Source organism: Bradyrhizobium sp. 137 (assembly GCF_023074095.1).
Classification (GTDB): Bacteria; Pseudomonadota; Alphaproteobacteria; order Rhizobiales; family Xanthobacteraceae; genus Bradyrhizobium.
The window spans coordinates 111087-124935 of the sequence record NZ_JADPKU010000067.1 but is presented as its reverse complement, the minus strand read 5'-3'; the positions used below and the strand labels follow the sequence as shown (position 1 = coordinate 124935).

Sequence of the window (13849 nt, the reverse complement as noted above, 5' to 3'; positions counted from 1 at the left end):
GTCTGCCTGGACTTTACAGGGACTTCAAAGGGAATTGGGCCCCCTTTCGGGCGCTGTCAAGGCACTATCTATAGCAGAACCATTGCGTGGCTACCCCCTCCGGGCTTATATAGCGCGAATTCCCTGTCATCGCTGATGACCACCGGTTTCGCCTCCAGAGGGGTGGGCGAAGCACAAAGGAGATTTGCCATGAGCAACGCACCTCTGATGCCCAAGGCGACCGCCGTCTGGCTGCTCGACAACACCGCGCTGACCTTCGACCAGGTCGCCGATTTCACCAAGATGCATCCCCTCGAGGTGCGTGCGATCGCCGACGGCGACGCGGCCCAGGGCATCAAGGGCATGGACCCCCTCTCCAACGGCCAGTTGACCCGCGAGGAGATCGAGAAGGGCGAGAAGAACCCGGACTACCGGCTCCGCCTCCAGGAGAGCAAGGTGGTGCTGCCGCCCCAGCCCAAGCGCAAGGGCCCGCGCTACACGCCGGTCTCGCGGCGCCACGAGCGCCCGAGCGCCATCCTCTGGCTGCTGCGCAACCATCCTGAGCTGAAGGACGCCCAGATCATGCGTCTGGTCGGCACCACCAAGAGCACGATCGCGAGCGTGCGCGACCGCACCCATTGGAACACGTCCGCGCTGACCCCGATCGACCCTGTCACCCTCGGCCTGTGCTCCCAGATCGAGCTCGATTTCGAGGTGCAGCGCGCAGCCAAGGAGAAGCCGATCGACGCAGCCTATGGGGGCGCCACGCTGCTGCCGGCCTCCGAGACCACCCGTAAGGACGAGTACGAGCCCGCGCAGAAATCCAGCGACGACCTCAATGTCGACGCCGTATTCGCCAAGCTCAAGACGCTCGGCGGCAAGAAGCAGGAGGACGAGCAGGAGTAGGGGCTTACTTCCCTGCACCGCATCCGGTTCGAACGCGGCGGAGCGATCCGCCGCGTTTTTGTTTGCGAGGGGAACCTTCGCGACGCCTCTGCCGGGAACGATGCGGCCGACCTCGCATTGTTTCCAGCGCGGAGGATCAGCGATGCGGGACGACGAAGACCATTTTGCGTTGATGCTGGGACGCGCTGTCCTGGCAGCCTGGGGCGACATGCCCCGGGATATCCAGGAAGCCTTGTTCGAGATTGCCATCAGGGACCGCCCTGGCGATCGCGACGACCTGGCGAAGTTGCTGCATGATCGGCATCCGCGGACGGTGCACGCCGGATAGCCGCGTCCCCCCGTGTATCACATTCGCCGGTGTGACGGCGCCAACCGCACCGTCAATGTCAGCTCCTCTTCAGCTATTTCTAGCGCGTTGTTGCGCGAGTCAGCGTCAGAGCAGAGACCGGACAAAGATTTCGACTGCTGCGTTGCAGGCGGATCACGGGAGACGTGAATGCGAGCAAGCGCCGCGGCACTATAATTTCGGATCGGCACTCACGGCCGTTCGGGATGGTTCAGCATGTATTCGCCGAGATCACGCTGACGGCGATCGGCACGCGCGGTGGCTGCATTGCGCTGGACATCACGGTCCTTGCGGCAGGCCACGTATTCCGGCGAGCCCTGCGCATAACCGCGGCTCTGGCAAACCGCGTCGTCATCGTCGCCGCCGACCGCTACGGGCGTCTGGTAACGCGCGGAGCAGGCGGAGAGTACGATGGCGAGCAGGGAGATGGCGCCATACTGCGCGAGCTTGGCTGACATTGATCGGTCCTGTCTCATTCGTCATTGCCGGGCTTGACCCGGCAATCCATCGAAATCAAGGCAATTGCCTGCTCATTGATGGATGCCTGGGTCAAGCCCGGGCATGACGACCGGAGAGCACAATTCACATCCGCCCCTTCAGCGCCGCGCCGATCTCGTCGAGCACCTTGGGGTCCTCGATCGTCGCCGGCATGGTCCAGGCTTCGCCGTCGGCGATCTTCTTGATGGTGCCGCGCAGGATCTTTCCGGAGCGCGTCTTGGGCAGGCGGCCGACGGTGATCGCAAGCTTGAAGGCGGCGACCGGGCCGAGCTTATCGCGCACCAGCGCGACGATCTCCTTCTCGATCTCGGCGGGCGCACGCGTCACGCCGGCTTTCAGCACTAGGAAGCCGCAGGGCACCTCGCCCTTGATCGCATCCTTGACGCCGAGCACGGCGCATTCGGCCACGTCCGGGTGCGACGCCAGGATCTCCTCCATGCCCCCGGTGGAGAGGCGATGGCCGGCGACGTTGATGATGTCGTCGGTACGGCCCATGACGAAGACATAGCCGTCCTCGTCCTTGTAGCCGGCGTCCGAGGTTTTGTAATAGCCGGGGAATTCGCTGAGGTAGGCTTCCTTGAAGCGCGCGTCCTGATTCCACAGCGTCGGCAGGCAGCCCGGCGGCATCGGCAGCTTGATGACGATCGAGCCCATGGTGTTGGGGCCGACCGGCTTTGCGGATTCGTCGACGATCTCGACCTGATACCCCGGCATCGGCACCGTCGGCGAGCCGTGCTTCACCGGCAGCATGCCGAGCCCGACCGGGTTGCCGGCGATGCACCAGCCGGTCTCGGTCTGCCACCAATGATCGATCACCGGCACCTTCAACTGCTGCTCCGCCCATTCCACCGTCGGCGGATCGGCGCGCTCGCCGGCGAGGAACAGCGTGCGGAATTTCGAGAGATCATACTTCCGGATGAATTTGCCTTCCGGATCCTCCTTGCGGATGGCGCGGAAAGCGGTCGGCGCCGTGAAGAAGGCGACCGCCTTGTGCTCGCTGATGACGCGCCAGAACGCGCCGGCATCGGGCGTGCCGACCGGCTTGCCCTCATACATGATCGAGATCGCGCCGTGCAGCAGCGGGCCGTAGACGATGTAGCTGTGACCGACCACCCAGCCGATGTCCGAGCCGCACCACCAGACCTCGCCCGGCTTGACGCCATAGAGGTTGAACATCGACCATTTCACCGCGACGAGGTGGCCGCCATTGTCGCGCACCACACCCTTGGGAATGCCCGTTGTGCCCGAGGTGTAGAGGATGTAGAGCGGATCGGTTGCGGCAACAGGCATGCAGGGCGCCTTCTTGCCGTCGTTCAGCGCCTTGCGCCGCAGGCTCGCCCAATCATAGTCGCGTCCCGGGGTCAGGTCGCAGGTGTGCTGCGGACGTTGCAGCACGATGCAGGCCTTCGGCTTCGCGCTCGCGAGCTTGATCGCCTCGTCGAGCAGCGGCTTGTACTGCACGATACGGCCAGGCTCGATACCGCAGCTCGCGGAGAGAATGAGCTTTGGCTGCGCATCGTCGATGCGCGTGGCGAGCTCCTTGGCGGCAAAGCCGCCGAACACCACGGAATGCACGGCGCCGATGCGCGCGCAGGCGAGCATCGCGACCACCGCCTCCGGCACCATCGGCATATAGAGGATGACGCGATCGCCTTTGACGACACCAAAATCCTGCATGATTGCGGCGAGTGCCTGCACCTCGCTCAAGAGCTCGGCGTAGGTGAATTTGGTGATGCTGGCCGTCAGCGGCGAATCATGGATCAGCGCGACCTGGTCGGCGCGGCCGCGTTCGACATGGCGGTCGAGCGCATTGTAGCAGGTGTTGACCACGCCGCCGGTGAACCAGCGGCCGTAGGTTCCTTGCGTCGCATCGAAGATCCTTTTCGGCGGCTCGATCCAGTCGATCTCCTTGGCCGCCTCGGCCCAGAATCCTTCCGGATCGGCCAGCGAGCGCGCATGGACCTCGTGATAGAGACTCTTGCCCTGGACGTTCATTCCCGCGCTCCCGTTCCCTTTGGTGGCCTGGTCTTGACATGACGGCAGGAGAAGCGTCCCGCCAGGACCAGGATCAAGTGCCGGCCTTGCTTGACGGGTATTTTCCCGGGAACGGGCCGCGGTTCAAGCCGAAAAGGATGGGCCTTTTGGAGGAGAGGCGTAGAGCTTGCGCGCATCGGCGCTGCGCTCCCTCTTCCGCCTGCGAGGAGGCTGGGGTGCCTCCGCGTCGGGAGGCCTATGGAGGAAGTCTCCAAGAGGGGAAGGCCCTCACCCGCCGCGCTCTGGACGATGCTTCGCACCGCCGGGGACGCGTCGACCTCTTCCGCAAGCGGGAGAGCTAACCGAGCCAGCCGTGCGACTTCGGTTCTTCAGCGCTTCTCAGCTTGCCATCGCATCGAGCCGCTGCAGGCGGTCCTTCATGACCTTCTTCAGATCATAGCCGGGGCGGCCGAAGCTCGCGTTGCGCGTCGTGAGGAAATCGCGCTGGGTCTTGCGCAGGTCGTCCGCGAGACGCGCTGTCGCAGCCCGCAGCACACGCTCGTAGGTCTCGGCGATCTGGCGGTCCAGCACGCCGAGTTGCGGATCGGCACAGATCACCTTCTCGACCTCGCGCGTCGCCGTGGCGCAATCGAACGACGCAGCGTTGCCGGAAGCCGCATTCATCGCACGCAGCGGCTCGGATCCGAATTTCGCGATCTCGGCGATCATGGCGCGGCGGCCGCTCGCGGCATTGTCATTACTCGGGTCGAGCCGCAGGGCCGTTTCGTAATCGGCCAGCGCCTTCTTGCGTTCACCCATCAACAAGGCTGATTGCCGCGCCGAGGAAGAAGGCGCGCAGCGAAATTTTGGCAAACCAGGGCATTTGCGCGGAAGAATGTGTGCCGCACATGGCATAGGGCTCCGTGACGTCGGGTTCTCACCGTTGTTGCGGCTGGCAAAGGATGGGTTCAAATCGGGCGTGCGGAGAGCTGCCCGCACTCCGCCCCGCTTGCGGAGAGAGGCGGAGGTCCCGTCAATATCCATCCACACCGTTCAGCCGCTGCAGGCGCTCCTGCATCGCCTTCTTCAGGTCGTACCCTGGCCGGCCGAATCCGGCATTGCGACGCGCGACGAATTCATCCTGCGCGCGCTGGAGCGTCTTGGCTTCACCCGCATTGCGCGCCTCGCGGACTACGCGCTCATTGGCGGCAAAGATCTCCCGGTCGAGATCGGCGAGCTCGCGATTGCCGCAGATCGCCCTTTCCACGGCGCGTCGCGCACGGGCGCAATTGAAGCTTGGCTTGCCGGCGACCGCTATCTGCGCCCCGATCCGCTCCAGCTCGCGCGCCATTGCCTTGTGATTGGCCTTGGCCTTCTCGTGGTTGGGATCAATCTTCAATGCCGCGCCGAAATCCTGCACTGCCTTGGGCCTGTCCCCCTTCTTCAGCCAGAGCTCACCGCGCGCGTTGAAGATGTCGGCGAGACCGGGATCGAGCTGCAAAGCCCGGCTGTCGTCCGCGATCGCACGGTCGATCTGCTCGTGCCGCGCATAAAGCGCGCCCCGCGCGACCAGCGCCTTGATCAGGTCTTCCTTCGCGGTCTTCTCATGCTCGATCACGGCCGCGCAGGCCGTAACCGCCTTGTCCATATCGTCGGCCGCCGTCGCCGCAAGGCATGGCGCGACATCGACCTGCGCCACCGCGACCGGCTCGCCGCCCGTCGCCGCATGGGCCGCGGCGACCGAGAGCGCGCAGAGCAACCCGGCGCCCGACAGTTGAATGAGAAAGGAACGCATGTTCGTCACGATCGGAACGCCTTGCCTTCAATCTTGCCTGGTCGCCCCACTATCCATCATTACGGCCGGATTGGTGCTAGCTTGTGGCGCCGCTCAAATCGGTTTCGGGAATCACCGTGTCGACATTCGAATGGATCATCGTGCTTCTGCTCGGCGCCGTCGGCTTATCGGCGCTGGCGCGGCGAATCAAGGTCCCCTACCCGACCTTCCTCGCCATTGGTGGCGCGCTGATCGCTTTCGTGCCGTCGAGCCCGTCCTGGACGCTGGAGCCGGACCTGGCTTTGGCGCTTTTTGTCGCACCGGTCCTGCTCGATGCCGCGTTCGACACCTCGCTGCGCGATCTGCGCAACAATTGGGTTCCGGTCTCGACCCTGGTCGTCGCCGCGGTCGGCTTGACCACGGCCGCCGTGGCCTATGTCGCGCACCGGCTGATGCCCGATATGCCCTGGGCTGCCGCGGTCGCGCTCGGCGCCATCGTGGCGCCGCCGGATGCCGCGGCTGCGGTCGCGATCCTCAGCCAGGTGAAGCTGCCCCACCGCATGGTGAAGGTCCTGGAGGGCGAGAGCCTGCTCAACGACGCGACTGCGCTCTTGATCTATCGCATCGCGGTGGGCGCGGTTGCCACCGAGCACCTGACGTGGAGCCAGGTCGCACCGACCATGGCGCTAGCGCTGGTTGGCAGCGTCATCGCCGGCCTGCTCGCGGGCCGCATTGTTCCGCTGTTCATTGAACGGGTGAAAGAGGCACCGAGCGCGATCATCTTGCAGTTCGCCACCACCTTCCTGGTCTGGATCGCCGCCGAGCATCTCGGCCTTTCCGGCATTCTCACCATCGTCGTCTATGCCATGACGATGGCACGCAGGGCGGGGCTGCGCATGCCGGCGCGGCTACGGGTGCCCTCCTATGCGGTGTGGGAGACGATGGTGTTCGTGCTCAACGTGCTCGCGTTCATGCTGATCGGCATGCAGATGCGACCGATCTGGACGCGGCTCGATGCCGACGTGCGCTGGGAATATTGCGTCGCCGCGCCTGGATCCTGCTCACGGTGGTGCTGGTCCGGCTGCTCTGGGTGACGTTCTACCGGACGACTCTCCGCGCGCTGATCGCCCAGCGGATCTATCGCCCGAAGGATCCGAAGCAGGTCGCCTCTGCCAAGGGCGGCCTCATCATCTCCTGGTGCGGCATGCGCGGCCTCGTCACGCTCGCCACCGCTTTTGCCCTGCCGGAACACTTTCCACATCGGGATTTCATCGTCTTCATCGCCTTTGCGGTGGTGCTGGGTTCGCTGGTGATCCAGGGCCTGACGCTGCGGCCGCTGATCCTGGCGTTCGGCCTCAAGGACGACGATCCCGTCGGCATCGAGGTCGCGCGCGGACGCGCGGTCGCCTATCGCGCCGCGCTCGCCGCCATCGAGAGCGATCCGTCGGAGGAAGCGGAAATCCTGCGGCTCGAATATCGCGCGGTCCTGATGCAGGCGGAAAACGATCCGAACGGCGGCATCGCCAATGGCGAGCTGCCCGCCGATCCCCTGCGCCGCCGCGCCATCGAAGCCGCGCGCAAATCGATCTTCGACCTGCGCGCGACCGAGGTGATCGGCGACGACGCGTTCCACAAGCTTGAGGAAGAGCTCGATCGCGCCGAGTTGAGCGCGGGGGGATAGTTTCATCGTCCGGGACAAGCGCGCCCAGAGCGCGCGCGATCCGGGATCTCCGCGCGAGCGCTTGTGCGGGACGACAGTGGGATTGAACCAAACCCCGCCTTGCCAGACTCATTCCAGATGACGACCCTGATCGACGACCGTCGTGTCCGCGCGCGTGATGCGTCGCCAGCACGATATTTCTATCTCCACATGTCGCTCGCTTGCGCGGCCACCGCGTTTTTGGGCTTTGCACCGACCTATTGGGTGCCGCTTGCCAACGGGACATTCTCCGCAAGTCCCGTGATTCATTTTCACGGTCTCTTGTTCTTCACCTGGTCGCTCTATTTCGTGCTTCAGACCTGGCTCGCAGCCTCGGGCCGCGTGGTCAATCACCGCGCACTCGGCATGGCCGGCGTCTCGCTCGCGACCGCGATGACGATCTTCGGCTTCCTGGCCTCCGTGCATGTGATGCAGCATTCCGCCACGCTCGGGCAGAAGGAGGCCGGCATCGCGTTCTCGATCGTCCCGATGAGCGGGATCGCGTTTTTCGCGATGGCATTCGTGCTCGCGATTGTGAACGCTCGGAGGCCCGAGGTCCACAAGCGCCTGATGCTGCTCGCGGCGGTGTCAATTCTGGATGCCGCGATCGCGCGCTGGTTCCTCACCTTCCTCGCGCCTCCAGGACCGCCGGGCGCGCCGCCGGTGCCCGTCACCATCGCGCCGGCCGCCGTCGCCTCGCTCCTGCTCGTCGTCGCCATGGTGCGCGACTGGCGCACCATGGGGCGCGTGCATCCCGTCTACATCTACGGCACGCTCGCACTGCTGGCGGTGAAGGTGCTGAACTGGCCGGTCAGCGAGACGGCGGCCTGGCACGCGTTTGCCGGCGGGATTCTGGCGCTGGCACAGTAGGTAGCTCTAACCTCCGCTGTCGTCCCGGATGAGCGAAGCGCAGATCCGGCACGACGGCGGCGCCTAGGCCCCCGCCTTGCAGGTGATCCCGCCGTCAACCACGAGCTCGATCCCCGTCACGTATTTCGACTCGTCTGACGCCAGGAACAGCGCTGCGTTGGCGACGTCGAAGGCGTCGCCCATGTGTCCCATCGGCACCTGCGCATCGCGCGCGCGCCACATCGCCTCGACGTCGCCCTTGGCATAGCTCGCGGCAAGCCCGGCAGAGTGCTCGACCATCGGCGTCTTCATCAGGCCCGGCAGGATCGCATTGACCCGCACATGATGGCGCGCGAACTCGATCGCGGTGGTGCGCGTCATCTGGTTCATCGCCGCCTTCGAGGCGCCGTAGGTGACGTAGGAGATGCCCATGTGGCGGATCGAGGCGATCGAGGAGATGTTGATGATCGAGCCACCGCCCTGCTTCACCATCACGGGAATGACGTGCTTCATGGCGAAATAGGCGCTCTTGAGGTTGACGCTGAAGACGCGATCCCAGCTCTCCTCGCTCACCTCGACCACGCTGCCCATCTCGGCGATGCCGACATTGTTGTCGAGCACGTCGATGCGGCCATGGGCCTTCAGACACGCCGCCACCATCGCCTCGATCTCGGCGGGCCGCGAGACGTCGGCCGTGAATGCCGTCGCCTTGCCGCCTTCGTCATTGATGATCTTCGCGGTCTCCTCGGCCGCCGCACCGTTGCGATCGACGCAAAACACCTGCGCGCCCTCGCGCGCAAAGGTCACCGCGGTCGCCTTGCCGTTGCCCCAGCCGGGTCCAATCGAGCCGGCGCCCACCACCATGGCAACCTTGCCGTTGAGCCGATCCATCGTGATCTCCCTTATTTCTCTTGTTGTTCGCAGATGCTCATTTTGGTGACGTTAGCACCGATCGGATGGCCGACAATCTCCGACAATGTCCGGCACTTTCCAGCATGGCACAGCCGCCACTCCCCCGCCGTGCCCGAATTACCCAGCACGACCTCCGGCATTGGCGCGCGGTTCGGTTGCCACTGAAACCAGCCGTCGATCAGCCGGGCCTCGGGCGGCGGCTCCATACCGGGGCCAGTGCCCTTGACGCGGGCCTGCACCAATTCGAGGCCGGCGGGCGTGGCCCGCCAGTCTTCCTGCCATTCGACCTTCGCGATCGAATGCGTCCAGGCCAACGTGAAGGCGGACAGCGCCAGCGCCTTGACGCCGCCTGCCGTTGCCAAGCAGAGGCTCACACCGCCTCGACCGCCGCCGGCGGACGCCGGCGCCATTGCCACAGCACGAGCGCCGCGGAGAGCACGAAGCCGGCCGTGTCGCTGAACGGGAATTCGCCGAGCAGGCAGAACGCGGCGCCGAGCGCGACCAGCCGCTCGACCAGCGTCAGCCGCGTGAACAGGAAGCCGATCGCGACCATGCCGAACAGCGCGATCGCCACCAGCGCCTTGAAGCTCGCGAGTGCCACCGCGCCGTAGAAGCCGAGCTTGGCCGCCATGGGATCGCCGGCCTGCAGCATCAGCGCAGGCGAATAGACGAAGATGAAGGGGATGACGTAACCGGCGAGCGCGATGCGCATCGCCTCCCAGCCGATCTTGTCCGGGTTCTCCTTCGCGATCGGCGCCGCCGCGAGTGCGGCGAGCGCCACCGGCGGCGAGAGGTCGGCCATGATGCCGTAATAGAACGCGAACATGTGGCTCGCGATCAGGGGAACGCCGAGCTTGGCGAGCGCCGGCGCGGCGAGCGCGGCGGTGATGATGTAGGTCGGGATGGTCGGGATGCCGGTGCCGAGCAGAATCGACAGCAGCATGGTCATGATCAACGCCAAGAACAGGCTCTTCTCGCCGAGGCCAATCACCCAGCCGCCGAAGATGGTGCCGACACCGGTCTGCGACATCATGCCGATGATGACGCCGACGATAGCGCAGGCCATGCCGACGGTGATGGCGGATTTGGCGCTCTCGGCCAAGGAATCGCGGCAGGCGCGCAACGCCGCAAAGCCGCCGCGCACGAACGCCGCGATCACGATCAGCCCGACCACGACGCAAGCAACCGGCACGATCTGGAGGCCGTCGCGCGACAGCGCGGCGACGACCAGCGCGAGGCCGATCCAGAAGATGTAGCGAATGACCGGCGCGGACACGCCGGCCGTGATGCTGGTCCCCAGGATCAGCGCCACCGTCAGCGCAAGGCCCATGCTGCCGGCATAGAGCGGCGTAAAGCCTTCGAACAGCATGTAGACGAGGGCGGCGAGCGGCAACACGAGATACCAGCGCGTCACCAGCGCCTTCCAGGCGCTCGGGATCTCCGAGCGCTTCATGCCGACGAGCCCGTGCTTGCCGGCTTCCAGATGCACCATCCAGAACGCTGAGGCGAAATAGAGGATCGCAGGGATTGCCGCCGCCTTCACGATCTCCGAATATTGCACGCCGAGCGTCTCGGCCATGATGAAGGCAACCGCGCCCATCACTGGCGGCATGATCTGTCCGCCCATCGAGGCCGTCGCCTCTACGCCCGCCGCGAACGCGCGGCGGTAGCCGAACCTGATCATCAAGGGGATCGTGAACTGGCCAACCGTGACGACGTTGGCAACGCCGGAGCCGGAGATCGTGCCCATCATGCCCGAGGCGAACACAGCGACCTTGGCAGGTCCGCCGCGGGTGCGGCCGAACAGGCCGAGCGAGACGTCGGTGAAGAGCTGGATCATGCCGGCGCGCTCCAGGAAGGAGCCGAACAGGATGAACAGAAAGATGTAGGTCGCCGAGACGTAGATCGGCACGCCGTAAAAGCCTTCCGTGCCGAACGACAGATGCGTGACGATCTGGTCGAAATCATAGCCGCGATGGTTGAGCGGCGACGGCAGATATTGGCCGAAGAACCAATAGACGAGACAGGCGCCGCACATCAGCGGCAGCGCCGCGCCCATCAGCCGCCGCGTGCCCTCGAAGATCAGCACGGCCAGCAGCGTGCCAACGACGAGATCAAGCCGCGTCGGATCGCCGTCACGGGCGATCAGGTCAGCATAGAAGATCCATTGATAGAGCCCGCAGAAGAAGCCGGCGCCGCCGATCACCCAACCGAGCGCACGGCCGAAATTGCTCTTCGCGGTGAAATTGCCGATCAGGCCGAAGGTAAGCAGCACGAGGAAGCCGACATGGACGCCGCGCACCACCTGGCTCGGCAGATAGTTGAAGGCGGCGACATAGAGCTGGAAGGTGGCAAACGCGATCCCGATCCAGTAGGCGAGATGGCCCCACCAGCCCGGACCAAAGCCTTCCGGAAAGCCGTGCTCGAAATTGTCGAACTCGACCTTGATGGGCGCAGCTTCGGTGCCCTCTGCCTGCAACATCGATATGTCCCCGCGCCCTGAAATCGTCATGCCCGGGCTTGCCCCGGGCATCCATCGAAAGATGAGTCCTGGTGGATGGATGGCCGGGTCAAGCCCAGCCATGACACCTGTATTACTTGATCAGCCCCTTTTCCTTGTAATAGCGGATCGCGCCGGGGTGCAGCGGAACCGGGCTGCCGCTGGCGGCCGTCTCGAGCTTGATCTCCTTGCCGGCTGCATGCGCGTTGGCGAGCTCGGGGAGCGACTCGTAGACCAGTTTGGTCATCTGATAGGCGAGATCGTCCGACACCGCCGAACTGGTCACGAGGTAGTTCACGACGGCAGCCGTCGGCACGTCCTTGTCCTGCCCGGTATAGGTGTTGGCCGGAATGATCGCGGAAATGAAGGGCGAGCCGATCTTGTCGACGGTCTCCTTCGGCACCGACACAACCGTGATCGGGCTCGAGGTCGACAGGTCCTTCAGCGAGGCGACGCCGAGGCCGGCCGATTGCAGCGTCGCAGCGAGCTGGCGGTTCTTCATGAGATCGACGGATTCGGCGAAGGGCAGATATTCGACCTTGCCGAGATCCTTGTAGCTCATGCCGGCGGCGGCGAGGATCGCGCGGGAATTGAGCTCGGTGCCGGACTTGGGCGCGCCGACCGAGAGGCTCTTGCCCTTGAGGTCGGCGAGCGTCTTGATGCCGGACTCAGTGGTCGCAACGATCTGGATGTAGTTCGGATAGATCGCGCCAATGGTCCTGAGCTTGTCGAGCTTGGTCTTGAAGCCCGCCTCCTCCTCGCCGTTCCAGGCGGCTTTGAGCGAGTCACCCAGCGTGAAGGCGAGCTCGCCGCGGCCCTGCTGCAACAGGATGAGGTTCTCGACCGACGCTTTGGTGGCCTGCACCTGCGTCTTCACATTCGGAATCTTGTCGCCGTAGATCTTTCCGATCGCGACCCCGAGCGGATAGTAGACGCCGGAGGTGCCGCCGGTCAGCACATTGATGAAGGATTGCGCCTGAGCGCAAGGTGCCGACGCCGCCAGAGCAAGAGCCGCGGCTACGCCGAAGAACGTCCGTTTCATGGTTGTTGTACTCCCCAAACCGGCGGCGAAATTGGCCGGATGAAGGGGGCGGGTCAACCCATCCAAAAGGCAAAACAGGACTGCGGTAAACGGCCGTTCCAGCTCGATTTTTTTGGGGAACCCGGCGGGTGCGGCGAGGTGGCGCAGTGCTCAGCTCTCCCGCTCGCGGAGAGGTCGCGAGGCTCTCTCCTCTAGGGGGATTGCCCCACCGCGGATGCCCTCTACTCCCCCGCAAGCAGGAGGGAGCGCACCCTCACTGGAACGTCATGTCCAGACACTTGGAGATATCGGAGCCGAGGCCGGAGGAGATGATGATGCAGCCGCGCACCTTTTGCGCGCTGGCATCGGCGGCCCAGACCGAATAGCCGCCGGGGCCGAAGAACGAGTTGGTGTTCGGCGGCTCGGTCTCGGTGGCGTCGAAATCGTATTTGCCGTCGGTCTCGAAGATGCGCGGCTTCCTGGTGCAGCCGCCGTCGGTCTGGACGTTGATGACTTCCTTGTTGTCGCGGGTCAGCGCCAGCGAGACCTGGCAGCGGAAATATTCCGAGGTCTTGGTGTTGAACAGATAGGTGTAGGACTTGCAGGTCGCGGTGTTCAGCTTGCCGGGGGCAAGGCCGCGGCTGCACGAAATGCGCTGGTTGTGGCTGAGCTGGTAATCATCGGCCCGGGCGGCCGGTGCCAGCGCCGTCAGTGACAATGCAGCAGCCCAGCAGAGTTTAATCACATGGCGCATCCGAATCATCCCCACCCATAATTTGTCGAGTTGCGTTCTAGACGGAAAGCGGAACATAGTCGCGAGGGGACGAAGGGAAAATCACAAACCGCTGGGCGAGACGTGATGCGCTGCGGCGCTTTCGCGAATTGACCCGGAAATACCGTTCGTGATTTGTTCAAACCCGGAATGTCCCGACGGTGGGAGGATGGGAATGACGGGATTTTCAACCAAGTCATTTGCAATCGCAGTCGCGCTCGGCGCCGTTGCCGCGCCCGCATTGGCGCAGACCGCGGCAACGCCGTGGGAGCTCAAGCCCGACACGGGCTACGCCTACGACAAGGAGGGCAAGACCTATTCCTACAAGATGGGCACCAGCAATGCCGGCGAGCTGCTGAAGGGCGCCAAGAAAGTGCCGAAGGGGACGCTGTTCTTCATCGGCCACAACGGCCAGCTCTACATGCGCACCGGCCCGTATCTGGAAAGCGACGGCAAGTTCAAGTTCGGGCCGGATCAGTAGGGCTTGACCTCGCGGCGATAGCGGCGCCACCCACTCGGCGTCATCGTCCGCAAAGGCGAACGATCCAGTATTCCAGAGGTCGTTGTAATTGAATCGAAAGGTCGCGGCATACTGGATGCCCCGGTCAAGCCGGGGCAT

Annotated in this window: 12 protein-coding genes and 2 pseudogenes; 5 read left to right on the top strand and 9 right to left on the bottom strand. The window is 64.6% G+C overall.

Going from position 1 to position 13849, the window contains the following annotated elements:
* Positions 1-189: 189 nt before the first annotated feature.
* Together IVA78_RS21670 and IVA78_RS21665 are read left to right on the top strand one after the other, a co-directional pair.
* Entirely contained in the window at positions 190-885 is a 696-nt protein-coding gene (locus IVA78_RS21670; protein WP_247277931.1) for a cell cycle transcriptional regulator TrcR, read from the top strand.
* Positions 886-1027: 142 nt separating this feature from the next.
* Positions 1028-1213, top strand: a complete 186-nt coding sequence (locus IVA78_RS21665) for a hypothetical protein (protein WP_247467684.1) — start codon at positions 1028-1030, stop codon at positions 1211-1213.
* A 209-nt stretch (positions 1214-1422) separates the two neighbouring features.
* Here IVA78_RS21665 and IVA78_RS21660 read toward each other — a convergent pair whose 3' ends face one another.
* The 4 genes and pseudogenes from IVA78_RS21660 to IVA78_RS21645 all read right to left on the bottom strand — a co-directional run bounded on the left by IVA78_RS21660 (position 1423) and on the right by IVA78_RS21645 (position 5498).
* Positions 1423-1689 (bottom strand): hypothetical protein, encoded by a 267-nt coding sequence (locus IVA78_RS21660; RefSeq protein WP_247467681.1) that lies wholly within the window; start codon positions 1687-1689, stop codon positions 1423-1425.
* A gap of 124 nt (positions 1690-1813) precedes the next feature.
* A complete protein-coding gene (locus IVA78_RS21655) occupies positions 1814-3724 on the bottom strand; it encodes a propionyl-CoA synthetase (RefSeq protein WP_247467678.1) in 1911 nt (636 codons plus the stop codon).
* A gap of 378 nt (positions 3725-4102) precedes the next feature.
* A pseudogene (locus IVA78_RS21650) lies at positions 4103-4531 on the bottom strand (lysozyme inhibitor LprI family protein); the annotation flags it as partial.
* Between the two features lie 205 nt (positions 4532-4736).
* On the bottom strand, positions 4737-5498 hold the full coding sequence (locus IVA78_RS21645; RefSeq protein WP_247467676.1) for a tetratricopeptide repeat protein: 762 nt from the start codon (positions 5496-5498) through the stop codon (positions 4737-4739).
* An 83-nt stretch (positions 5499-5581) separates the two neighbouring features.
* Here IVA78_RS21645 and IVA78_RS21640 point away from each other — a divergent pair.
* Together IVA78_RS21640 and IVA78_RS21635 are read left to right on the top strand one after the other, a co-directional pair.
* Positions 5582-7158 (top strand): annotated as a pseudogene (locus IVA78_RS21640) (sodium:proton antiporter).
* Positions 7159-7275: 117 nt separating this feature from the next.
* Positions 7276-8046 carry a hypothetical protein gene (locus tag IVA78_RS21635; RefSeq protein WP_247467675.1) on the top strand — a complete coding sequence of 257 codons (771 nt, stop codon included), beginning with the start codon at positions 7276-7278 and terminating at the stop codon, positions 8044-8046.
* 63 nt (positions 8047-8109) lie between these two features.
* Here IVA78_RS21635 and IVA78_RS21630 read toward each other — a convergent pair whose 3' ends face one another.
* The 5 genes from IVA78_RS21630 to IVA78_RS21610 form a co-directional block, all read right to left on the bottom strand.
* Positions 8110-8916, bottom strand: coding sequence for a glucose 1-dehydrogenase (locus IVA78_RS21630; protein WP_247467673.1), 807 nt, complete (start codon positions 8914-8916; stop codon positions 8110-8112).
* A gap of 11 nt (positions 8917-8927) precedes the next feature.
* Entirely contained in the window at positions 8928-9347 is a 420-nt protein-coding gene (locus tag IVA78_RS21625; protein ID WP_247467672.1) for a DUF1850 domain-containing protein, read from the bottom strand.
* On the bottom strand, positions 9308-11419 hold the full coding sequence (locus IVA78_RS21620) for a TRAP transporter permease (RefSeq protein WP_247467670.1): 2112 nt from the start codon (positions 11417-11419) through the stop codon (positions 9308-9310). The genes IVA78_RS21625 and IVA78_RS21620 overlap by 40 nt, the downstream gene beginning before the upstream one ends.
* Before the next feature lie 112 nt (positions 11420-11531).
* On the bottom strand, positions 11532-12479 hold the full coding sequence (locus tag IVA78_RS21615; protein ID WP_247467668.1) for a TAXI family TRAP transporter solute-binding subunit: 948 nt from the start codon (positions 12477-12479) through the stop codon (positions 11532-11534).
* A 253-nt stretch (positions 12480-12732) separates the two neighbouring features.
* Positions 12733-13212, bottom strand: coding sequence for a hypothetical protein (locus IVA78_RS21610; protein ID WP_247281447.1), 480 nt, complete (start codon positions 13210-13212; stop codon positions 12733-12735).
* A gap of 193 nt (positions 13213-13405) precedes the next feature.
* Between IVA78_RS21610 and IVA78_RS21605 the strand changes: the two genes are divergently transcribed.
* Complete coding sequence (locus tag IVA78_RS21605) at positions 13406-13711, top strand: hypothetical protein (protein ID WP_247467666.1); 306 nt, start codon at positions 13406-13408, stop codon at positions 13709-13711.
* Positions 13712-13849 lie beyond the last annotated feature (138 nt).